The sequence below is a fragment of the Streptomyces sp. NPDC029164 genome (assembly GCF_055563995.1).
Genome location: NZ_JBVHWW010000030.1, coordinates 37,312 through 59,094, shown reverse-complemented (window position 1 = coordinate 59,094; position 21,783 = coordinate 37,312). Strand labels below are relative to the sequence as shown.

The following is a 21,783-nucleotide window of genomic DNA, read 5'->3' as shown; positions in this document are numbered from 1 at the left end:
CCCCCCGGGAGGCACCCGCATGGCCAGCGCCAGCGACCCCGTCCAGGACCTCGCCGACGAGCCGGTCGACCACCGGTTCAAGGGGCTCCCGCCGGACGCCCAGACGCAGGGCCTCACCGTCGGGCAGCTCGCCGCCCAGCGACGGGACCTCCACACCGGCGGCTTCACCACGCCCGTCCTGACCCTCGACGCCGACGCGCTGGAGCACAACCTCGCCGCGCTCGGCGCCTACGCCGCCCGGCACGACCTCGCCTTCGCCCCGCACGGCAAGACCTGCATGGCCCCGCAGCTCTTCCGCCGTCAGCTGGACCACGGCGCGTGGGGCATCACCGCGGCCGTTCCCCACCAGGCCCGCGTCTACCGCGCCTTCGGCATCCGGCGGATCTTCCTCGCCAACGAGCTCGTCGATCCGTCCGCCCTGCGCTGGGTCGCCGGCGAGCTCGCCGCCGACCCCGACTTCCGCTTCGTCTGCTACGTCGACTCCGTGCGCGGGGTCCACCTCATGGACCGGGCCCTGCGCGACGCGCCCGCCGTCGTCGACGTCGTCGTCGAGCTCGGCGCCGGTGAGGACGCCCGCACCGGGGCCCGCACCGAGCAGGACTGCCGCGCCGTCGCCGACGCGGTCGCCGCCACCGCCACCCTGCGGCTGGCCGGCGTGGGCGGCTACGAGGCCGAGGTGCCCGAAGCCGACCCGGACCGCGTCCACGCGTACCTGCGCCGGCTCACCGCCCTGGCCGTCGAGTTCGACAAGGCGGGCCGGTTCGCCGCCGACCTGGAGGAGATCGTCGTCAGCGCCGGCGGCTCCGCCTGGTTCGACGCGGTCGCCGATGTCTTCGCCGAGCTCCCGGAGCTGTCCCGCCCCACCCTGAAGCTGCTCCGCTCCGGCGCGTACGTCTCCCACGACCACGGCTGGTACACGCGCCTCACCCCCTTCAACCGCCACCCCGAAGAGGGCGGCCTGCGCCCCGCGTTCCGGCTGTGGACCCAGGTCGTCTCCCGGCCCTCCCCCACCCAGGCCTTCGTCAACGCGGGCAAGCGCGACATCGCCTACGACCTGGGCCTGCCCGAGGCCGAGCTGGTCCGTGACGCCCTCACCGGCGTCGAGCGGCCCGCCACCGGCATCCGCGTGGTCAAACTGTCCGACCAGCACGCCTGGCTGGAGACCGGCTCGGCCGACGACGTGCAGGTCGGCGACTGGGTGGCCCTCGGCATGTCCCACCCCTGCACGATCTTCGAGAAGTGGCCGCTGATCCCGGTCGTGGAGGCCGACGGCTCCGTCACCGACTACGTCCGCACCTTCTTCTAGGAACGGACCGGTGGACCTGGTCATCCGGGGGGCCCGCGTCGTCGACGGCACGGGCGGGCCCTCGTACACCGCGGACGTCGGCGTCCACGAGGGCCGGATCGCCGGGATCGGCCCGCTCCCCGGGGGCCGCGAGACCCTCGACGCGCACGGCCTGGCCCTCGCGCCCGGCTTCGTCGACATGCACGCGCACAGCGACCTCGCCCTGCTCCGCGATCCGGACCACAGCGCGAAGGCCGCCCAGGGCGTGACCCTCGAAGTCCTCGGCCAGGACGGCCTGTCGTACGCACCGGCCGACGACCGGACCCTGGGCGAGGTGCGGGCCGCCATCGCGGGGTGGAACGGCCCCGGGGACGACATCGACTTCGACTGGCGCACGGTCGGCGGCTACCTCGACCGCCTGGACCGGGCCCACGGCGGCCACGGCATCGCCGTCAACGCCGCCTACCTCGTCCCGCAGGGCACCGTCCGCGCCCACGTCCTCGGCTGGGACGACCGCCCGGCGACCTCGGCCGAGCTGGACCGGATGCGGCAGCTCGTCGCCGACGGCCTGGCCGAGGGCGCCGTCGGCATGTCCTCCGGCCTCACCTACACCCCCGGCATGTACGCCTCCGGCGCCGAACTGACCGAACTGTGCCGGGTGGTGGCCCGGTACGGCGGCTACTACTGCCCGCACCACCGCTCGTACGGCCGCGGCGCGCTGGCCGCCTACGCCGAGATGGTGGGGCTGACCCGGGAGGCCGGCTGCGCCCTGCACCTGGCCCACGCCACCATGAACTTCGGCGAGAACGAGGGCCGCGCCCCCGAACTGCTCGCCCTGCTCGACGCGGCCCTGGCCGAGGGCGCCGACATCACCCTCGACAGCTACCCGTACACCCCCGGGTGCACCACCCTCGTCGCGCTCCTGCCCAGTTGGGCGAACGAGGGCGGACCGGAGGCGGTCCTGGGCCGCCTGCGCGACGACGCCCAGGCCGGGCGCATCCGCCACGCGCTGGAGGTGGAGGGCGCGGACGGCTGCCACGGGGTCCCCGTCGACTGGTCGGCGGTGGAGATCTCGGGCGTCGCCGATCCCGCCCTCGCCGCGTACGTCGGCACGCGCGTGGACGGCTGGGAGACCGCCCGCCGGCTGCTGCTGGACGACCGCCTCGCGCCGACCGTCCTCCAGCACGTCGGCCACGAGGAGAACGTCCGGGCGATCATGCGCCACCGCGTCCACACCGGCGGCTCCGACGGCATCCTCCAGGGCGCGAAACCGCACCCGCGCGCCTACGGCACCTTCCCGCACTACCTCGGCCACTACGTCCGCGAACTCGGCCTGCTCTCCCTGGAGGAGTGCGTGGCGCACCTGGCCGGCCGCCCGGCGGCGCGCCTGCGCCTGCCCGACCGCGGCCTGGTCCGGGTGGGCCACCGCGCCGACCTCGTCCTCTTCGACCCCGACACGGTCGCGGCCGGGTCCACGTACGAGCGGCCGCGGGTGCTGCCGACGGGCATCCCGCACGTCCTGATCGACGGGCGTTTCGTCATGCGCGACGGGCGCCGGACGGACGTGCTGGCCGGGCGTTCGGTGCGCCGCACCGCCCGGGATCTTCGGTAGATCGGACGCCTACGATGGGCGGCATGGTCGCCTTCGCCCTCGCCGCCCTGCTGTTCCTCGCGTTCTGCATAAGCGTCCGGCAGGACCGGCGCCGCTTCAGCAACGCCGTGCTCCTGGGGCTGACCTTCCTCAGCGCCTGCTCCGCGCTGTTCCTCCAGGTGGGCAGGCTGCCCACCTGGGCGGCCGTCACGGTCGCCGTGCTCGCCTTCGCCTCACCCGCGTTCGGCATCCTGGCGCTGGGCGTCTTCCTCGTCCGCAACGGGGTGACCATGGTCCGCAAGGAGGGGCTGCGGCCGGCCAACCTGCTGTCGATGCTCGCGGGCCTCGCGATCTTCGCGCTGATCGCCCTGCTGATCCTCGTCGGCGTGGTCGGCTCCCCCGTCCTGGGCGGCATCGCCGGAACGCTCACCGTGGTGGCCGGCTACGTCTCCTTCGTCTTCTTCTGCTTCCTCGGCTACGCCTTCCTCTACGGGCGGATCAAGGTGCGCGGCGACGTCGACCACGTGGTCATGCTGGGCTCGGGCCTGGTCGGCGGGGACCGCGTGCCGCCGCTGCTGGCCTCGCGCCTGCGCAAGGGCCGGCAGATCTACGAGAGCCAGCTGGCCCGGGGCGGCCGGCCGCCGGTGCTGCTCGTCTCGGGCGGCAAGGGATCGGACGAGAAGGTCGCGGAGGCCCGGGCGATGGCGGACTGGCTGATCGCGGAGGGCGTGCCGGCGGAGCACATCGTGCTGGAGGACCGGTCCACCACGACCGAGGAGAACATGCTCTTCAGCCGCGAGCTCATGGAGGCGCACGATCCGGCGTACCGGTGCGTGGTCGTCACCAACAACTTCCACGCCTTCCGGGCCGCGATGCTGGCGCGCAAGACCGGCGTCAACGGGCAGGTGCTGGGCTCCCCCACCGCGAAGTACTACTGGCCCAGCGCCACCATCCGGGAGTTCGTCGCGGTCTTCTGGGAGCACCGGACGGTGAACCTCGCGATCTGCGGCCTGCTGGCCGTGCTCGGCGCGCTCGGCACCCTGGCCGCGGTCCTCGTCTGATCCCGGGCACGCGGAGGTGCCGTGACTCCCCCCTTGGCAGCCACGGCACCGGCCCTCTCCCGTGCTGCTACAGGCGCTGCCAGAGCGCCGGGACGTTCGGCGGCTCCCAGCCCGGCTGAGCCTGGTGCCCCTGGACGCAGCGGTAGCTCGCGCCGCCGTGGGTGACGGTGGCGCCGGCCGCGTAGACGGTGCCGGCCTTCCAGGTGCCGCCGGGCTCGGGCTCACCGGGGCCGGGGCCGGGGCCCGGGTCGCTGCCGGTGACCTTGAGGGTCAGTCCGTACGCCGACAGGATCGGGTTCAGCGGCTGGAAGAAGGTGGTCCCGCCGCTGGAGCAGTTGCCGGAGCCGCCCGAGGTCACGCCCTGGGCCTGGCTCCCGGAGATGTAGGAGCCGCCGGAGTCGCCCGGCTCGGCGCAGACCGTCGTACGGGTCACCCCGGAGATGGTGCCCTCGGGGTAGGTGACGCTGGTGCCGTGCTGCTGGATCGTGCCGCAGTGCCAGCCGGTGGTCGAGCCTGAGCGGCATACCGAGGCCCCGACCGGCTGCAACACCGAGCCCGTGACCTGCACGTTCGCGCCTCCGCTGCCCTTCACGTACGGGGTGGAGGTCCACTGGGTGTTGGCGGCCACCCAGGCCATGTCGTTGCCGGGGAACACCGAGGCCTGGAAGGAGCCCTGCGCGACCTGGTTGAAGCCGCTGGTGCTCGTGCCGGCGCGGCCGCAGTGGCCGGCGGTGGCGAAGCCGTTCACGGTCCCCCTGGTGACCGGGAAGCCGACGGAGCAGCGGCCGCTGCCGTTCATGTAGTAGGCGTCCCCGCCGCGCAGGTCGTAGAGCGGACGCGGGGCCTCGGCCGTACGGACCACCGTGACCAGGGCCGCGTCGGTCCCGGTGGCGGCCAGCAGCCGCGCCGCCGCGCCCGGCTCGGCCTCCTCGACGACCAGGGTGTTGGAGCGCGGGTCGACGTACCGCACGGGGGTCCCGGTGGTGGCCGCCCGGTCCAGGGCCGCCTTGGCGGAGTCCAGGTCGGCCAGGGCGCGGGTGACGAGCCGCGCCGTGGCGCCGGTGGCCCGTATCGCGGCGGTGTCGGCGGCGCGGGTGGTGGCGACGGTGAGGGTGGCGGCGTCGGCCCCGTCCACCCAGGCCCCGGCGAAGGCCGCACCGAGCCGGTCCCGCAGCCGGGCGGCGGTGGCCCCCGCCTCGGCCTCGTGCGCCAGTCGGGCCTTGGCCTGCGTGGGGGTCAGGCCGAGGTCGCGCTGCATGGCGGCGAGCAGCTCGGGCGGGGCGTCGGCGGTGCGCAGGGTGGTCGCCGCCGAGGGGGCTGCGGGGGCGGAGTCGGCGGTGGCGCCGCCCGTCCCGGCCAGCAGCAGCCCGGCGGCGGCCAGGGCGGTACACGCCGTGCGGGCGTGTCGCTTGAGCATGGGGGATCTCCTCGGTTTCCGGGGGCGTCTGCGGAAACCGTAGAAATCCGAACCGGCGCGCGGGAGCTGCCGGTTGGCCCCTCCCCCGGTGTTATGCCCGCGGCGCCGCGGACGCCGACGTGCGTTCATGGGCCGGCGGTCGGAGTATGGGGCCAGGGGAAGGGGAAACCGTAGGAGGTACGCGATGGTCAGTGAACCCGACGAGCAGCCCACACGGTCGGACCGGCTCTTCACGGGCGGGGAACGGCCGTACGACCCCGAGGACCTCGTGATGGTGACCGGCCACGACCCGACTCCGGAGCGGGTCGCGAAGGCACGTGAGCTGATCGAGAAGGAGGGCCCGCAGGTCATCGAGCGCTACCTGCCGTAGGCAATCCGCGCCCAGGCTGCCCCGACACCCCCGGCCCCGCCGGGGGCGTCCGCCTTTCGCAGCCCGGCCACACCATCCAGCCTCGCCGGCGTTTGAGGCGCGGGGCCCGGCGCGGAGCCCCGATCCTTCAGCCTCGCCGCACCATCCAGCCTCGCCGGCGTTTGAGGCGCGGGGTCTGGGGCGGAGCCCCGGCATCGGAGCCGCGGCCCGGCGGGCGGACTAGGCCGCAGACCACGGCAGAGCGGGCCGCAGGCCCCCGGCCCTGCCCAACGCCTCCGCATGCGCGGCCCGAGCCTGCTCCAGCACATCCGCGGCCCGCGCGGCAGCCCGCCCGGCGGGATGCCAGCCCAGCAGGTGCCGCCACACCAGCGGCGTCCCGGCCAGCGGCCGCGTGACCACCCCCGGGGTCGCCGGGAACGTCGCCCGGCACAGTCCGACCGCCCGCCCGACCTGGACCAGGTGCACGCACGACGCCGTGTCCGTCTCGTACACGCAGGCGGGCGTGAACCCGGCCCGCACGCACGCCGCGGCGAAGCAGTCCCCGAAGCACCCGTCCCCCGGCACGTCCGCCCACGCCTCGGCGGCCAGCTCGGCCAGGTCGACCTCGTCGCGCGGGGCGAGGGCCAGCGGATGGTCCTCGGCCAGCATCACGTGCACCGGGTCCCGCGCCACCTCCATCCAGGCGAGCCGCCCCGGCTCGGGCGGCGCGCTCTCCCCGCAGACCCCGAGCAGCGCGAAGTCGAGCCGCCCGTCGGCGACGCTCCCGGCGAGCTCCCGCTCGGACCAGGAGGTGTACGTGGTCACCGGCACCCCGGGTTCCGCGCGCGCGAGCCGGTCCACGAGCCCGCCGAGCAGCGGGCCGTGCGTCCCGCCGAGCCGGTGGCCGTGCGTCTCCTGCCGGGCGAACCGCTGGGCCTCCTCCTGCAGCTCGCACACGGCGGGCAGCAGTACCCGCGCCCGCTCCAGTACGAGCTCCCCGAGCGGGGTGGCCCGTACCCCCTCCCGCCCGCGCACGAACAGCGTCCCGCCCAGTGCCCGCTCGATCCGCTTCAGCTGGGTGCTGAGCGCGGGCTGCGCGAGGCCGAGGGCGGTGGCGGCCCGGGTCAGACTCCCGGCGTCGGCGACGGCCCTGACGATCTTGAGGTGCCTCAGCTCCAGATCCATGCGACGAGCTTGGTCCAGACCTACAAGGGTGCGCTACGGGTCGTGCGCATCCAGAATCGTTAATGCTCGTTAGCCGCCAGGGGGCCACGACCCTAAGGACAGGTAAATGCACGCACTCGATGTCGACTGGGAACACCCCACGGACCCGCGACCCGGCCCACGGCTCGACCACGTCCGCGCGTACGTGACCACCGCGGGCGCCGACGGGCACCTGTGGCACGGGGTCCCCACCCTGCTGCTCACCACGGTGGACCGCCGCACCGGCCGCACCGTCCGCACCCCGCTGATCTACGGCGAGGACGCGGGCCGTTTCGTCGTCCTGGCCGCCGGTTACGGCGCCCCGGACCACCCCCGCTGGTACCTGAACCTCACCGACCACCCGGAGGTCCGCCTCCAGGTCGGCGCGGCCACCGTCAAGGCGACGGCGCGCACGGCCACGCCGGAGGAGCGCGAGACGTACTGGGACATGATGACGGCCCTCTGGCCCCCGTTCGAGGACGACCAGAGGGCCGCCCGGCCCCGCGAGATCCCCCTGGTGATCCTGGAGGGGTAGCGCGTACGGAACCGGTTTCCGACGGTGTCGGCAGGCAGGCAGGCAGGACGGACCCGGGAGCTACGCCGCGGCCTCGAACTTCACCGAGCGAACTTCGAGGTCGTCGCGCGCCGGGTTGCCGTTCGCCCGCAGCCGGTACTCGGGGCCGGCGCAGTTCGCCCCCTTGTAGACGATCACGGGGGTGTCGGTCCGGTTGTGCGGGCCGTAGCCGGGCTGCACCTCGTCGGAGCCGACGGCGTACAGGTTGATGCACTTGCCGGTGTGCGGGTCGTGCAGCACGATCTTCTGCTCGTGTCCGAGGTTGTCGACGTACTTGTAGGAGAAGTCGCCCGTGGCGGCCAGCGCCGATCCGGGCAGCGACAGGGCCAGGGCGAACGCGGCCAGGGCGGCGGCCGCGGCGTTGCGGAGCTTCATGCGGAGGAATCCCTTCCAGGGGGGGCTGGGTCGTGCGGGCACGACCCTAGGAGGGCGGAACGGGACGAATCGATCCTCCAAGATCGCTCGGCGTGGCGCCGGTCGGCTGCGCCGCGCTTGCCGGATGTGCCGGGGCCGGGCGCGGGTTGGCTGCCGGGTGGCTGCGCCGCTCGGGCCGGGCTTGCCGGTTGCACCGGTCGGACCGGGGTGGTACGGGGGGCCGCTCGGGCCGGGGCCGGGCGCGCGCCGGGGTGTCTCCTCGGGCGCCGAACGTGTCGGGGGGTCGGAGAGATCGGCCTTGTTGTGTTCGGCGCCCTGCGGGGACACCCCGACACACACCCGACCCCGTCCCAACCGGCCCGGCTGCTACCCCAGAACCTGGGACCACTCCGCACCATCCAGCTCGCCGCACAATTTCCAGCTCGCGCACCATATTCAGCCTCCGCCGCACCATCCAGCCCCGCCGGCGTTTGAGGCGCGGGGTGCGGGGCGGAGCCCCGGTCTTTGAGGCGCACCGCCCAACCCCGCCGAACCCTCTCCAGCCTCGCCGCACCATCCACCCTCCGCCGCACCATTCAGCCTCGCCGGCGTTTGAGGCGCGGGGTGCGGGGCGGAGCCCCGGGCTTTGAGCCGCACCGTTCAGCCTCGCCGCACCATTCAGCCCCGCCGGCGTTTGAGGAGCGGGGTGCGGGGCGGAGCCCCGGCCGGGCGGCGCATCGGGAGACGGCGGCGGGTTAGGTGGTCGGCGCGGCCACGGCGTTGTACGTGCGGCCGGCCGCGACGTACTCGCCCAGCGGGATCATGCCGAAGCCGTCCACATGCACCTTCCAGGACGGCACGTTGTCGGCCTCGATGAACGCCACCACCGCTTCGGCCCGTTCCGAGGCCGCCGCCACGGCCATGGTGAACAGGGCCCGGGCCACGCCGCGCCCCCGGTATCCGGCGTCGACCACGACCGGCCCGTAGAGCAGCCACCGCGTCTCGCCGAGGGGGTGCCCGTCCCACTCAAGGGCGTCCTGCGCGCGGAGCAGGCCCGCGACCGGCGGTGGGGGATCCGCCAGGCCGGCGGCCGCCGACAGGGCGAGCAGGCCGGCGACCCGGCCGGTGTCGTCCGCGACCAGCAGTTCCCCGGCCCGGGCCATCGCCCGCAGGACGTCGGCGTCGAGGCCGCCTTGTACGAACCCCTGCTCCGCCCGCTGCCGCTCCGTCAGGGCGTCGTGGTGGTTGGCGGCGAAGAGCTCGGCCATGGCGGGCGCGTCGGCCTCGGTGGCGTACCGGTACTCCATGCCGCCGATCGTGCCACGCCCCCAGCACCCGACCCCGCCGCCGACACCGCGTCTAGGGCTGAAGGAGGATCCGGGCGCGGGTGAGGTCGACCTGGGCGCCGGTGCCCACATCCAGGAAGCAGTCGGCCTGCCAGGCCTGCGTCGCCCGGGCCTGCCGGCTCTGCGTCGCGACCCACGGCGGGTAGACCCGGAGGGCGCGCTTGCCGCCGGACCCGTCCACGGACAGGATGCCGCGCTCGCGGAGCACCTCGCGGGAGAAGACGAACTGCCCGAAGCCGTCCGCGTCCCGGGTGCTGACGACGACGAGGTCGACGGGGTCCGTCACGTCGAAGGGCCGGATCGGCCCGCCGTCGGACCGCTTCCACACCGTGACGAACTGCCCGGCCTTCGTCGGGGTCGTCCTGGCCGCGCGGAAGGTGACCCGCAGGCCGTCCAGCGTGAGCGTGTACGCCCCGTACCCGGCGCTCTCCGCCTCGGCGACCGGCCGCGAGCACGTGAACCCGCAAGCGTCGTAGACCAGCGCCTTCGCCGCGAGGAGGTCTTCGTGGACCGCGCCCGCCCAGGACCCGCCCCCGGGCACCTCGGGCTCACGCATGGTCGTAGACCGTCACTTCCACGTCCCGCGCGCACAGCGCGTCGGTGATCAGCGGCTCGACGCGTGACCACTTGCCGCCCGCGAGCCCGCACCCGATGCGCGGCATGTGGACGCCTGCCCCCAGCTCGGCGGCGTGCCCGGCCAGCGCGTCGAGGCAGCGCTCCACGGCGTCGTAGCGGATCGGCGGTCCCCCGCTCCCGGTGCGCATCCCGCGCTGCCCGACCATGTTGGCCACCCAGGTGTCGGGCTTCACCCGCACCACCTGCACGGCGCCCAGCCCGAAGTCGTTTCCGCTGCGTCCCCGGTGCCAGTCCCGGTACGCGGCCTCCGGCTCTGGCCACCGCTTCGAGACGGCCAGGACGAAGCCCTTCCCCCACCCGCCGAGGTCGTTGCAGAGGTGGGCGATGATCTTGGGCCCCTTGGCCTGGGGGCTCGTCGCGTCTCCGGCGATGATCCTGAGCGGCTTCATGTCCCGAACGGTAGGCGAGGCCACTGACAACGCGGGCCGGGCCTCCGCCGGCCCTCAGAGGTACTCGCGTGCGAACTCCACCGCCCATTCGACCGCCGCCACCGGGATCGCGGCCGACTCCGGGGCGATGGTGATGCGGGCGGACTCCCAGCCCTCGTCGTGTTCACGGAAGATCGCGAAGTGTCCTTCCTCCGCGCCCCCCTCCGGCCTGACGAGGAACTCGATGGCCCGGTCGTCGCCATCCGTGCCGACCGTGGTGATCGCCATGTCACCGACTACGAACTCCACTGCTCGCGCCCCTCAGTAGCCGCTGTTCAGGAACACCAGGAAGAGCATCGCCGCGAAGATCGCCCCCGCCGCCATGACGACGCCCGCGGCGGCCACGATCACCGTGCCCACCCTCTCCGTGCCCCGGCGGTAGTCCGCCGGCTTCCACTCGCCCTGGTTCATGTGCCCAGCCTCCCCCGCGCCCGGCCCCGCCGCATGAGTGCGCGTACTCAGCCGACGTACTCAGCCGGAGTACTCCGTCACCCTCGGTCCTCACCCGTCCACCGAGGTGACGAGCGCAACATCCCGCGTTTTCGCCGGCCCCGCCCCCACCCATTCCGCAGGGCGGAACGCGTGCCCGGCCCCGGATTCCAAGGGGGGACCCCACCACCACCCACCCATTACCTGAAATGGGACATTTCGCTCGTCGAGCCTCTCTTCGAAAACGCACGTCAAGCCCGCACCGGGGCCCGTAAGCTCCCGTCATGCAGGTGATCCAGTCAACCAAACTCGCCAATGTCTGCTACGAGATCCGCGGCCCCGTGCTCGAAGAGGCCATGCGGCTCGAAGCAGCAGGTCATCGCATCCTCAAGCTCAACACCGGCAACCCCGCGGCCTTCGGCTTCGACTGCCCGCCGGAGATCCTTGAGGACATGCTCCGCAACCTGGGCAACGCCCACGGCTACGGGGACGCGAAGGGGCTGCTCTCCGCGCGCCGCGCGGTCATGCAGCACTACCAGACCAAGGGCATCGACCTGGACGTCGAGGACATCTACCTCGGCAACGGCGTCTCCGAGCTGATCCAGATGTCGATGCAGGCACTGCTCGACGACGGTGACGAGGTGCTGGTCCCGGCGCCGGACTACCCGCTGTGGACCGCGTCCGTCTCCCTCGCCGGCGGCACGGCCGTGCACTACCGCTGCGACGAGCAGGCCGACTGGATGCCGGACCTCGCCGACATCGAGCGCAAGGTCACCGACCGCACCAAGGCGATCGTGATCATCAACCCGAACAACCCGACGGGCGCGGTCTACGACGAGGAGATGCTGCGCGGGCTGACGGACATCGCCCGCCGCCACAACCTGGTCGTCTGCTCGGACGAGATCTACGACCGGATCCTCTACGACGGCGCCGTGCACCACAACACCGCCGCCATCGCCCCCGACCTGCTGACGCTGACCTTCAACGGCCTCTCGAAGAACTACCGCGTCGCCGGCTACCGGGCCGGCTGGATGGCGGTCTGCGGCCCGAAGAAGCACGCCTCCTGCTACATCGAGGGCCTCACGGTCCTGGCGAACATGCGCCTGTGCGCGAACATGCCCTCGCAGCACGCCGTGGCCACCGCGCTCGGCGGCCGGCAGTCGATCGAGGACCTGGTCCTGCCCGGCGGGCGGATCCTGGAGCAGCGCAACGTCGCGTACGACATGCTCACCCAGATCCCCGGCGTCACCTGCGTGAAGCCGAAGGGTGCGCTGTACGCCTTCCCGCGGCTGGACCCGTCCGTCTACAAGATCAAGGATGACCGGCAGATGGTCCTCGACCTGCTGCGGGCCGAAAAGATCATGGTCGTGCACGGTACGGGCTTCAACTGGCCCGAGCCCGACCACTTCCGGATCGTGACCCTGCCGAACGCCACGGATCTGGCCGATGCCGTGACGCGCATCGGCAACTTCCTCGACGGCTACAGCCAGCTCTAGCGGCGGACACGGGCGGCTAACAACAGGATTCAGCTCAACTTTAGAACCAATCCAATGTAGGATGGTCTCCTGACCACGCAGGAGGCCACCTCATGTACGAGCCGATCCGCACCAAGTCGGTCGTCCACCGCATGGGCACCGCCCCGTCCGACTACCCGCACAGCAGCCGCGGCGAAGCGCTGGACATCCAGCTCGCCGGCCACCTCGCGGCCCTGCTCGCCGTCACCGACGAGCTCGGCCTCGACGGGGCCGCCGCCGAGATCGCCGCCCAGGTCGGCCGGCTGCGCGGGTCCCAGCCCGCACGCGCTCCGCAGCGCTCGGCCGCGAACACCGCCGCGCTGCACCAGCGCGCGCACGACCTCGCCGCCCGCGCGCTCCTCGTCGCCGCGTCCCGCGCCGACACCACCGCCGCGATCCTCGCCGCCGAGCGCATGGACGCGCACGCCGCCGCCCTGGAGTCCGCGGACCTGGCCGGCGCCCTCTAGACGGCCCCGGTCCGGGGCCGCGGAGGCTCCGGACCGGGTGCCACATCCCGGTGTCGACCGCGCTCGCGCGGCATGCCCTGCGGCAGGCTCAGCGGCCCGTGACAGGGGCGGGAATTGGACAGAATCCGGTGCTCCGAACACGATGAGGGCTGAAACTTCGCGGCAGCACGGGGGAGGCCGCTCACATGGTCCATCTCCTCCACGCCGCTTCGTCCCCATTTCAGCAGCCTGGAGAGACTTCACCGATGAGCTTCGGCGACCCGAACAACCCCTACGGCCAGCAGCCCCCGCAGGGCCAGCCCGGCTACCCGCAGCAGGCCCCGCAGGGCGTCCCCCCGCAGTACGGCTACCCGCAGCAGCCCCCGCAGGGTGCGGCTCCGCAGTACGGCTACCCGCAGCAGGCGCCGCCGCCGGCCTACGGCTACCCGCAGCAGCCGGGGATGCCGGGCATGCCCGGCATGCCGGGTGCGGGCATGCCGCCGCTGGCCCACTGGGGCCTGCGCGTCGGCGCGTACCTGCTCGACGCGCTGATCATCGCCGGCCCGATGTACGCGCTGGCCGGCATCGGCGCGGCCATCAGCGGCGGGGACTCCGACTCCGCGGCGGCCGGCGTGCTCGGCCTCATCGGCATGCTGTACGCCCTCGGCATGTTCTTCTTCCAGCTCTACAAGGAGGGCACCACCGGCCAGACGATCGGCAAGAAGGTCGTCGGCATCAGCCTCCACAAGGAGGCCGACGGTGCGACCCTCGGCTTCGGCATGGCCTTCGTCCGCAAGCTGGCGCACATCCTGGACGGCATCCCCTGCTACATCGGCTGGCTGTGGCCGCTGTGGGACGCCAAGAAGCAGACCTTCGCCGACAAGGTGTGCAGCACCGTCGTCGTCAAGGTGAAGTGACCCGTTGAGCGCACACCGGCCCGCGCCGCACGGCGCGAGCCGGTGACGCGGGCCCGGTGACACGGACCCGATGACACGGACCCGGTGACGCCCCCAACGCCCGCCGTGCCGGGACGCGTCAGGGCGTGTCGGGCGTCCGCTCGAACTCGGCGCCCGCGACCCCGCACCACGGCACCGTCGCCACCGGCCACACCGGACCGACCGCCTCCCCGCGCTCGGCAGCGCCCGGGGCCACGCCCGGGATCCTCACCAGCGCCTGGGCGGCCCGGCGCTCGGGGTCCGGTTCGGCGCCGTCGCGGAACTCCACCGTGACGACGTACGCGCCGACGCCCTCGGCCCGCCCCGCCGCCTCCACCGCGGCCACCACCCGCCGGCTCGCCGGATCGATTCGGCACCCGGTGACCCGTACGTCCTCCAGGGCCGCCCTGGGCGGCGCTCCGGGAGGTTCGCCGCCGCTCGCCCACACGTACAGGCCCAGCGGGGCGAACACCAGCAGCCCGGCCAGCGTCACCAGACCGACCAGCCAGCCCTGCCACTTCAACGCGCTCACGCCCATCCCCCGATCCTCCCGGGCGACCGCCCCGCCCACCAGCACCCACGGGCTCACACAGCATTTCGAAGTGGGACCGCCTGGACACCTGACGTTCATTCAACTCGTCGCGGAATGTGGGTTTCCGCAAGCACGCTGCTCCCGTGAGACGCATCCTAGGAATCGTCCTGGGCCTCCTCCTGATCGGCGGCGTGCTCTACGTCGTCGCCTTCCAGGGGCAGGATCACCCAGAAACCACGGCAACGAAGACCGTGCGTGGCGTCATCGGCTCGGAGAAGTCCGAATTCTTCCGCGACCCCGACGTCGTCAAGGCCCTTGCGGACCAGGGCTACACCGTGAAGACGGAGACCTCGGGCTCCTGGGCGATGGACCAACTCGCCCTCAAGGAATTCGACTTCGCCTTCCCCAGCAGCAGTGAACCCGCCAAGGAGGTCGCGGCCGCGGCCGGGGTGAAGGGGGCCCAGGAAACCAAGCCCTTCTACTCCCCGCTCGTGGTCATCGCCCGCCCGGGCGCCGCCAAGGTGCTGGCCGACAACGGCCTCGCCAGGATGACCGGCAAGAACCTCGGGACCCTGCTCATGGGCCCCTTCCTCAAGGCCGCCGCCGAGGACCGCACCTGGCAGCAGCTGCCCGGTTCCTCCGCCCACGCCGAGCTGACCGGCACGGTGTTCATCAAGACCACCGACCCGGCCTCCTCCAACTCCGGCGCCCTCTTCCTCGCGGCCACCTCCAACGTCGCGAACGGCAACAGCGTGGTCGCCGACGACGCCGGGATCGAGCGCACCGCACCGCTGATGCGCAAGCTGATCTCCGTCCAGGGCGCCCTCGAACAGAGCACCGACGACCCCTTCCGGGCCTTCATCAGCGGCAGCGGCGAACCGCTGATCCTGGTGTACGAGTCCCAGGTGGCCTCCCTGCTGCTCCAGCACCAGAACCCCGGCGACATGGTCGTGCTCTACCCGGACACCACCGTCAACACGGCGCACACCTTCGTCCCGATCACCGAGCAGGCCAAGGAGCTGGGCACCCTCCTCGCCACCGATCCGCGGCTGCGCGAGCTGGCCGTACAGCGCGGCTTCCGCCCGCAGGAGGGCGTGCCCGAGTTCACCGCCGCGACCGCACCGCACGCCGGCTACCTCAACCCCGGGCTGGCCGGCATCCGCCAGGTCGGCACACCCACCGTCAAGATCCTCATGGCGCTCGCCCAGCGCGCCAAGGGTTAGGGGCCACACCATGACACTGACACCACCCGAGGACGGCACGTTCGTCCTCAGCGCGCCGGAGCCGGTCCCGGCCGTCCGCCGCGAGCACGCCGCCGGACTGGTCCCGCTACCGGACGGCGTACGCGACGAGATGGCCCGCCGGGCCGGGGAGTACGTGGGCTCGCTCGCCGGGATCGACACCCGCTCCCCCGAGTTCGCCCACCGCATCGGCGAGATGGCCGGGCTCGGCGCGGCCGACATCCGCAGCGCCGCCCAGCAGTCCAACCGGATGCTGGAGCGGGCCGTACGCTCGCTCGGCGCGGACGGCGGCGGCGACGCCCAGGCCCGCGTCGCCGGCTCCCTCGTCGAACTGCGCCGCACCGTCGAGGACCTCGACCCGCGGGACACCCCCGGCAAGGGGCTCGGCAAACTGCTGGCGAAGCTGCCGGGCGGCAACAAGTTCCGCGACCACGTGGCGAAGTACGCCTCCTCGCAGGCCACCCTCAACAAGATCGTGGGCTCGCTGCGCAGCGGCCAGGACGAGCTGCGCCGCGACAACGCGGCCCTGCACACCGAGCGGGCCCGCCTGTGGGAGACCATGGGCAAGCTCCAGGAGTACGCCGTCCTCACCGAGGCCCTGGACGGGGCCGTCGAGCAGCGGATCGCCGAGGCGGAGCACACCGACCCGCAGGCGGCCGACGCGCTGCGCGCGGACGTGCTGTTCCCGGTCCGGCAGAAGCACCAGGACCTGCTGACGCAGCTGGCCGTCTGCGCGCAGGGCTACCTGGCGATGGACGTGGTCCGGCGCAACAACGACGAGCTGATCAAGGGCGTCGACCGGGCGGCCACGACCACCGTCTCGGCGCTGCGGATCGCGGTCATGCTGGCCGCGGCCCTCGACAACCAGCGCAAGGTGATCGAGCAGGTCAACGCCCTGAAGGGGACCACCGAGGACCTGATCCGGGGCAATGCGGAGATGCTGTCCACGCAGAGCGGCGAGATCCAGCGGATCGCGGCCGATCCGGCGGTGGGGGCGGAGACGCTGCGGACGGCCTTCGCGCAGATCTACAAGACGCTCGACGCGATCGACACCTTCAAGGTGCAGGCCACGGAGAGCATGGCGGCGACCGTGGAGTCCCTGGCCGGGGAGCTGCAGACCGCCTCGGCGTACCTGGCGCGTACCCGTACCGCCGGCGCGCTCGAAGGCGGTGCCCGTTGAGACGCGGCTGGATCGGTGCGCTGATGGCACTCGCCACGCTCGCCACGGCGACGGCCTGCACCTCCGAGGGCCCGGCCAGGCCCGCGGAGTCGAAGTACAAGGAGGGCCACCTGCGGGTGCTGGCCTCCAGTGAGCTCTCCGACATGGAGCCCGTGCTGAAGTCCGCGAAGGCGGCCACCGGGGTGAGCGTCGAGCTGACCTCGTCGGGGACCCTCGACGCGGTCGAGCAGATCGCCTCGGGGAAGGCCGACGGGAAGTACGACGCGATCTGGCTGTCCTCCAACGACTACCTGCGGCTGCGGCCCGACGCCGCCGGGAAGCTGTCCAGCGAGACCCCGGTGATGTCCTCGCCGGTGGCCATCGGCGTGAAGCCGGAGGCGCTGGCCCGGCTGGGCTGGAAGCCCGGCGAGGTGACCTGGTCGGCGGTGCACGAGGCGGTGGCCGGCGGGAAGCTGACGTACGGGATGACGGACCCGGTGCGCTCCAACTCCGGCTTCTCCGCGCTGGTCGCGTTGGCATCGGGGCTGTCGGGCGCGCAGGCGGCGCTGAGCGACGCGGACGTGAAGACGGCCCAGCCCAAGCTGAAGGAGTTCTTCGCCGGGCAGAAGCTGACCTCGGGTTCCTCCGGCTGGCTGGCGACCGCGTACGGCAAGCGCGGTGATGTGGACGCGCTGGTGAACTACGAGTCGGTGCTGCTGTCCATGAACCGGGACGCGAAGGACGTGAAGGCGCCGCTGACGGTGATCCGGCCGCGCGACGGCGTGGTCACCGCGCACTACCCGCTGACCCTGCTGACATCGGCCCCGGAGGGGGCGCGCGATGCGGGGCGGGCGCTGACGGACTACCTGCGCGGCCCCGAGGCACAGAAGGCGATCACCGAGCAGACCTTCCGCCGGCCGGTCGCGGCCGGGGTGACGCCGGCCGCCGGGCTGGACCCCGAGAAGCGGCACGAGCTGCCCTTCCCCGGCTCGCGTTCGGTCGCGGACGGGCTACTGGCCTCGTACGAGAACGAGCTGCGCCGGCCCTCGCGGACGGTGTACGTGCTGGACACCTCGGGTTCGATGAGCGAGGAGGACCGCATCGGGCGGCTGAAGTCGGCGCTCACCGATCTGACGGGCAGCGGGAGTTCGGGAACGGGGCAGCGGTTCCGGGACCGTGAGGAGGTGACGTTGCTGCCCTTCGGTTCGAAGGTGAAGAAGGTGCTGACGCACGTCGTCGAGCCCGGCGATCCGGGCCCGGCGCTGGACGCGATCCGCGGCGACGTGAAGTCGCTGGAGCCGGACGGCGGTACGGCGGTCTACGGCAGCCTGGAGGCGGCCTACCAGCACCTCGGCAAGGGCGGCGCGGACGCGTTCACCTCGATCGTGCTGATGACGGACGGGGAGAACACCGAGGGCGTCGGGGCCAAGCACTTCGACTCCTTCTACGCGGCCCTGCCCGAGGCGCAGCGGCAGACGCCGGTCTTCGCGGTGCTGTTCGGGGACTCGGACCGCAAGGAGCTCACCCACATCACCGAACTGACCGGCGGGCGGCTCTTCGACGCCACCGGCGGCAAGGGTTCGCTGGCCGGAGCCTTCGAGGAGATCCGTGGCTACCAGTAGGGGCGGCCGCCGGGGCGGCGGCGTGGCCGGCCGGGTGCTCGGCTACCTGGAGTCGAGGAAGAACCTGACCGGCTCCGCGTGTGGCGTGCTGGGCCTCGGCCTCACCCTCGCCGGGGTGGCCGGCGCCTACTGGCCGGTGGTGGTGGCCGGGCTGTACGGGGCGGGCGCGCTGATCGCCCCGCCGGAGCGGGTGGCGCCGCCGCCGTTCGACCCGAGCGAGGAACTCGACGTACTGCGCGGGGACTTCGCGCGGCTGCGGGAGTACCTGGCCGAGGTGGAGCTGCCGGCGGCGGCCGGGAGCCGGCGGGCCGGGCTGCTGGAGCTGTACGGGGCCCTGCTGGAGCCGGGGTGGGTGGCCGAGGTGCTGGTGACCGAGCCGGAGGCGGTGCACGCGCTGTCCCGGGCGATCCGGCGGGACGTGCCGGAGTGCGTGGACACGTACAACCGGACCCGCTGGTGGAACCGGCTGACGCCGGGCGGGGAGTCCCCGGAGCGGCACCTGGAGCGGCAGCTGGACCTGCTGTTCGAGGAGGCGGAAAGCGTGACGGCGGACCTCCGCGAAGCAGAGGCCCGCCGTCAGCAGACGCACACGGCCTATCTGGAGGAGCGCGGACGCTCCTGAAGACAGGCCGGTGCAGCGGTGGGAACCGCTTGGTCGGGGGCTCCCACAGCGGTGGGCGCCGCTTGGTCGGGGGCTCCCACGTTCATTGGCCCGCTATCGGGCTCGGGCTCAGCCCAGGCGCTCGACGAGCGCGTGGTACTGGTCCCACAGTTCCTTCGGCGTGTGGTCGCCGTAGGTGTTCAGGTGCTCGGGGACCAGGGCGGCCTCCTCGCGCCAGACCTCCTTGTCGACCGTGAGGAGGAAGTCGAGGTCGGCGGCCGGCAGGTCCAGGCCGTCGAGGTCGAGGGAGTCCTTGGTCGGCAGGATGCCGATGGGGGTCTCGACGCCTTCGGCGGTGCCGTCGAGGCGCTCGACGATCCACTTCAGGACGCGGCTGTTCTCGCCGAAGCCGGGCCACACGAACTTGCCCGCGTCGTTCTTGCGGAACCAGTTCACGTAGTAGATCTTCGGGAGCTTCGCCTGGTCCTTGTCGGCGGCCACCTTGACCCAGTGGGCCATGTAATCGCCCATGTTGTAGCCGCAGAACGGCAGCATGGCGAAGGGGTCGCGGCGCAGCTCGCCGACCTTGCCCTCGGCGGCGGCGGTCTTCTCGGAGGCGATGTTCGAGCCGATGAAGACGCCGTGGTTCCAGTCGAAGGACTCGGTGACCAGCGGCACGGCGGAGGCGCGGCGGCCGCCGAAGAGGATCGCGGAGATCGGGACGCCCTTGGGGTCCTCCCACTCGGGGGCGATCGTCGGGCACTGGGAGGCCGGGACGGCGAAGCGGGCGTTGGGGTGGGCGGCGGGGGTCTCCGATTCCGGAGTCCAGTCGTTGCCCTTCCAGTCGATGAGGTGCTGGGGCGCCTCTTCGGTCATGCCCTCCCACCACACGTCGCCGTCGTCGGTGAGCGCGACGTTGGTGAAGACGGTGTTCGCGTACATGGTCTTCATGGCGTTGGCGTTGGTGTGCTCGCCGGTGCCGGGCGCGACGCCGAAGAAGCCGGCCTCGGGGTTGATCGCGTAGAGGCGACCGTCCTCGCCGAAGCGCATCCAGGCGATGTCGTCACCGATGGTCTCGACGGTCCAGCCGGGGATCGTGGGCTCCAGCATGGCCAGGTTGGTCTTGCCGCAGGCGGACGGGAAGGCGGCGGCAAGGTACGTCGGAGATGCGGCCTCACCCTGCGGCGGGGTGAGCTTGAGGATCAGCATGTGCTCGGCGAGCCAGCCCTCGTCGCGGGCCATGACGGACGCGATGCGCAGGGCGTAGCACTTCTTGCCGAGGAGGGCGTTGCCGCCGTAGCCGGATCCGTAGGACCAGATCTCGCGGGTCTCCGGGAAGTGCGAGATGTACTTGGTGGTGTTGCACGGCCACGGCACGTCCGCCTGGCCCTCGGCGAGCGGAGCGCCGAGGGTGTGGACGGCCTTGACGAAGAACCCGTCGGTGCCGAGCTCGTCGAGGACGGCCTTGCCCATGCGGGTCATGGTGCGCATGGCGACCGCGACGTAGGCGGAGTCGGTGATCTCGACGCCGATCGCGGAGAGCTCGGAGCCGAGGGGGCCCATGCAGAAGGGGACGACGTACATCGTCCGGCCCTTCATGGAGCCGCGGAAGATGCCTTCCTGCCCCGCGAAGATCTCCTTCATCTCGGAAGGAGCCTTCCAGTGGTTGGTCGGGCCCGCGTCCTCCTCCTTCTCGGAGCAGATGAAGGTCCGGTCCTCGACGCGCGCGACGTCGGAGGGGTCGGAGGCGGCGTAGTACGAGTTCGGGCGCTTCGCCTCGTCGAGCTTCTTGAACGTTCCCTTGGCGACGAGCTCCGCGCACAGGCGCTCGTACTCGCCCTCGCTGCCGTCGCACCAGACGACGCGGTCCGGCTGGGTGAGGGCTGCGATCTCGTCCACCCAGGAGATCAGCTCCTGGTGATTCGTCGGGATGGTGGTGGGAGCCGCGTTGTCGCGCGCCACGATTGCTCCTTGTTGAGGGGTGTGTTTGGTGTTTGCCCCGTGGGGGCTGCGACCCGGACGCTTCGCGCTCCGCTCATCCGGTGCCGACCGCACTCATCTGATCATCCGGTGGATGTGCGCATATGTCCAGAGGGCCTCTCACGTGAGCATTGCCACGTCCGTCAATCTTCCGTAAAGACGACTGACGGAAACCTACGGACCCGTAGGTAGCATGGCGCCCATGACTTCTGACCCCGCCGCCGCCCCGGCCGCCGAGGCCACACCGGTAGTCGAGGCCCTGGAGGCGGCCGAGACCGCCCTGGAGGAAAAGCCGCTGCTGCGCGGCTGGCTGCACCTCGGAATGTTCCCCGCCGTGGTCGTCGCCGGCCTGGTGCTGATGGCCTTCACCGATTCGACCCGGGCACGGGTGGCCTGCGGGGTCTACATCCTCACGGCCTGCCTGCTCTTCGGCGTCAGCGCGGTCTACCACCGCGGCACCTGGGGGCCGCGCGGCGAGGCCATCCTGCGCCGGCTCGACCACGCCAACATCTTCCTGATCATCGCGGGCACCTACACCCCGCTGACCGTCCTGCTGCTCCCGCCCTCCACGGGACGGACCCTGCTGTGGGCGGTGTGGATCGCGGCCGCCGCCGGCATCGCCTTCCGCGTCTTCTGGGTCGGCGCCCCGCGCTGGCTCTATACCCCCTGCTACATCGCCATGGGCTGGGCCGCGGTCTTCTTCCTGCCCGACTTCATGCGCACCGGCGGCATCGCCGTCCTGGTCCTGGTGATCGTCGGCGGCCTCCTCTACAGCGCGGGCGGGGTCATCTACGGCATGAAGCGGCCCAACCCCTCCCCCCGCTTCTTCGGCTTCCACGAGGTCTTCCACTCGCTGACCCTGGCCGCCTTCGTCGCCCACTACGTCGGGATCTCGCTGGCCGCGTACTCCCACTGACGGCGGGCGGGGGCGCGCCAGAGCATCTCGGAGGCGACTCTTCGAACGGGGAACGACGAGGGGGGGGGGGGGGGGGGGGGGGGGGGGGGGGGGGGGGGGGGGGGGGGGGGGGGGGGGGGGGGGGGGGGGGGGGGGGGGGGGGGGGGGAGAGGTGTTCCATGATC

At 72.5% G+C, this 21,783-nt stretch carries 23 protein-coding genes; 13 read left to right on the top strand and 10 right to left on the bottom strand.

The features are described from left to right. The first annotated feature begins 19 nt into the window (after positions 1-19). From ACZ4VT_RS26785 to ACZ4VT_RS26775, 3 genes are read left to right on the top strand one after another with little or no spacing between them, the layout of a single operon-like run. Complete coding sequence (locus tag ACZ4VT_RS26785; protein WP_467953336.1) at positions 20-1,306, top strand: alanine racemase; 1,287 nt, start codon at positions 20-22, stop codon at positions 1,304-1,306. A 10-nt stretch (positions 1,307-1,316) separates the two neighbouring features. Then, positions 1,317-2,897 carry an N-acyl-D-amino-acid deacylase family protein gene (locus ACZ4VT_RS26780; RefSeq protein ID WP_467953334.1) on the top strand — a complete coding sequence of 527 codons (1,581 nt, stop codon included), beginning with the start codon at positions 1,317-1,319 and terminating at the stop codon, positions 2,895-2,897. A 23-nt stretch (positions 2,898-2,920) separates the two neighbouring features. Beyond that, complete coding sequence (locus ACZ4VT_RS26775; protein WP_467953332.1) at positions 2,921-3,937, top strand: YdcF family protein; 1,017 nt, start codon at positions 2,921-2,923, stop codon at positions 3,935-3,937. A 67-nt stretch (positions 3,938-4,004) separates the two neighbouring features. On the opposite strand, the gene ACZ4VT_RS26770 is transcribed toward ACZ4VT_RS26775, so the two are convergent. After that, positions 4,005-5,354 (bottom strand): carbohydrate-binding protein, encoded by a 1,350-nt coding sequence (locus ACZ4VT_RS26770; protein WP_467953331.1) that lies wholly within the window; start codon positions 5,352-5,354, stop codon positions 4,005-4,007. A 184-nt stretch (positions 5,355-5,538) separates the two neighbouring features. On the opposite strand from ACZ4VT_RS26770, the gene ACZ4VT_RS26765 reads away from it, so the two are divergent. Beyond that, entirely contained in the window at positions 5,539-5,724 is a 186-nt protein-coding gene (locus ACZ4VT_RS26765; RefSeq protein ID WP_319731346.1) for a hypothetical protein, read from the top strand. 219 nt (positions 5,725-5,943) lie between these two features. Here ACZ4VT_RS26765 and ACZ4VT_RS26760 read toward each other — a convergent pair whose 3' ends face one another. Next, positions 5,944-6,888, bottom strand: coding sequence for a LysR family transcriptional regulator (locus ACZ4VT_RS26760; RefSeq protein ID WP_467953329.1), 945 nt, complete (start codon positions 6,886-6,888; stop codon positions 5,944-5,946). 106 nt (positions 6,889-6,994) lie between these two features. Between ACZ4VT_RS26760 and ACZ4VT_RS26755 the strand changes: the two genes are divergently transcribed. Continuing rightward, positions 6,995-7,441, top strand: a complete 447-nt coding sequence (locus ACZ4VT_RS26755) for a nitroreductase/quinone reductase family protein (RefSeq protein ID WP_467953328.1) — start codon at positions 6,995-6,997, stop codon at positions 7,439-7,441. 60 nt (positions 7,442-7,501) lie between these two features. On the opposite strand, the gene ACZ4VT_RS26750 is transcribed toward ACZ4VT_RS26755, so the two are convergent. The 6 genes from ACZ4VT_RS26750 to ACZ4VT_RS26725 all read right to left on the bottom strand — a co-directional run bounded on the left by ACZ4VT_RS26750 (position 7,502) and on the right by ACZ4VT_RS26725 (position 10,655). After that, positions 7,502-7,855, bottom strand: coding sequence for a hypothetical protein (locus ACZ4VT_RS26750; protein ID WP_467953327.1), 354 nt, complete (start codon positions 7,853-7,855; stop codon positions 7,502-7,504). 734 nt (positions 7,856-8,589) lie between these two features. Continuing rightward, the gene (locus ACZ4VT_RS26745) at positions 8,590-9,141 is read right to left on the bottom strand and encodes a GNAT family N-acetyltransferase (protein ID WP_467953325.1); all 552 of its coding nucleotides are present in this window, start codon (positions 9,139-9,141) and stop codon (positions 8,590-8,592) included. 52 nt (positions 9,142-9,193) lie between these two features. Further along, entirely contained in the window at positions 9,194-9,736 is a 543-nt protein-coding gene (locus ACZ4VT_RS26740) for a MepB family protein (RefSeq protein WP_467953324.1), read from the bottom strand. Then, positions 9,729-10,205, bottom strand: a complete 477-nt coding sequence (locus ACZ4VT_RS26735) for a macro domain-containing protein (protein WP_467953322.1) — start codon at positions 10,203-10,205, stop codon at positions 9,729-9,731. The genes ACZ4VT_RS26740 and ACZ4VT_RS26735 overlap by 8 nt, the downstream gene beginning before the upstream one ends. Positions 10,206-10,259: 54 nt before the next feature. Then, positions 10,260-10,493 carry a hypothetical protein gene (locus ACZ4VT_RS26730; RefSeq protein WP_467953320.1) on the bottom strand — a complete coding sequence of 78 codons (234 nt, stop codon included), beginning with the start codon at positions 10,491-10,493 and terminating at the stop codon, positions 10,260-10,262. 12 nt (positions 10,494-10,505) lie between these two features. Next, positions 10,506-10,655 carry a hypothetical protein gene (locus ACZ4VT_RS26725; RefSeq protein ID WP_467953318.1) on the bottom strand — a complete coding sequence of 50 codons (150 nt, stop codon included), beginning with the start codon at positions 10,653-10,655 and terminating at the stop codon, positions 10,506-10,508. A gap of 302 nt (positions 10,656-10,957) precedes the next feature. Here ACZ4VT_RS26725 and ACZ4VT_RS26720 point away from each other — a divergent pair, with 302 nt between their 5' ends. From ACZ4VT_RS26720 to ACZ4VT_RS26710, 3 genes are all read left to right on the top strand, one after another. Continuing rightward, positions 10,958-12,169, top strand: coding sequence for a pyridoxal phosphate-dependent aminotransferase (locus ACZ4VT_RS26720; protein ID WP_362797583.1), 1,212 nt, complete (start codon positions 10,958-10,960; stop codon positions 12,167-12,169). A gap of 92 nt (positions 12,170-12,261) precedes the next feature. After that, positions 12,262-12,654, top strand: coding sequence for an SCO4983 family protein (locus ACZ4VT_RS26715; RefSeq protein ID WP_467953316.1), 393 nt, complete (start codon positions 12,262-12,264; stop codon positions 12,652-12,654). 245 nt (positions 12,655-12,899) lie between these two features. Further along, positions 12,900-13,550 (top strand): RDD family protein, encoded by a 651-nt coding sequence (locus tag ACZ4VT_RS26710; RefSeq protein WP_467953314.1) that lies wholly within the window; start codon positions 12,900-12,902, stop codon positions 13,548-13,550. A gap of 118 nt (positions 13,551-13,668) precedes the next feature. On the opposite strand, the gene ACZ4VT_RS26705 is transcribed toward ACZ4VT_RS26710, so the two are convergent. Continuing rightward, the gene (locus ACZ4VT_RS26705) at positions 13,669-14,100 is read right to left on the bottom strand and encodes a hypothetical protein (RefSeq protein WP_467953312.1); all 432 of its coding nucleotides are present in this window, start codon (positions 14,098-14,100) and stop codon (positions 13,669-13,671) included. A gap of 143 nt (positions 14,101-14,243) precedes the next feature. Here ACZ4VT_RS26705 and ACZ4VT_RS26700 point away from each other — a divergent pair, with 143 nt between their 5' ends. Genes ACZ4VT_RS26700 through ACZ4VT_RS26685 form a run of 4 tightly spaced genes read left to right on the top strand, consistent with a single transcriptional unit; the run spans position 14,244 to position 18,744 of the window. Continuing rightward, a complete protein-coding gene (locus tag ACZ4VT_RS26700) occupies positions 14,244-15,323 on the top strand; it encodes a hypothetical protein (RefSeq protein ID WP_467953310.1) in 1,080 nt (359 codons plus the stop codon). A 10-nt stretch (positions 15,324-15,333) separates the two neighbouring features. Next, entirely contained in the window at positions 15,334-16,521 is a 1,188-nt protein-coding gene (locus tag ACZ4VT_RS26695; RefSeq protein WP_467953309.1) for a toxic anion resistance protein, read from the top strand. A gap of 23 nt (positions 16,522-16,544) precedes the next feature. Further along, positions 16,545-18,122, top strand: a complete 1,578-nt coding sequence (locus ACZ4VT_RS26690; protein WP_467953417.1) for a substrate-binding and vWA domain-containing protein — start codon at positions 16,545-16,547, stop codon at positions 18,120-18,122. Continuing rightward, positions 18,109-18,744, top strand: coding sequence for a hypothetical protein (locus ACZ4VT_RS26685; protein WP_467953307.1), 636 nt, complete (start codon positions 18,109-18,111; stop codon positions 18,742-18,744). The genes ACZ4VT_RS26690 and ACZ4VT_RS26685 overlap by 14 nt, the downstream gene beginning before the upstream one ends. 108 nt (positions 18,745-18,852) lie before the next feature. On the opposite strand, the gene ACZ4VT_RS26680 is transcribed toward ACZ4VT_RS26685, so the two are convergent. Further along, the gene (locus ACZ4VT_RS26680; RefSeq protein ID WP_467953305.1) at positions 18,853-20,685 is read right to left on the bottom strand and encodes a phosphoenolpyruvate carboxykinase (GTP); all 1,833 of its coding nucleotides are present in this window, start codon (positions 20,683-20,685) and stop codon (positions 18,853-18,855) included. Between the two features lie 211 nt (positions 20,686-20,896). Here ACZ4VT_RS26680 and trhA point away from each other — a divergent pair, with 211 nt between their 5' ends. After that, complete coding sequence (gene trhA, locus ACZ4VT_RS26675) at positions 20,897-21,619, top strand: PAQR family membrane homeostasis protein TrhA (protein WP_467953303.1); 723 nt, start codon at positions 20,897-20,899, stop codon at positions 21,617-21,619. Positions 21,620-21,783: the final 164 nt, after the last annotated feature.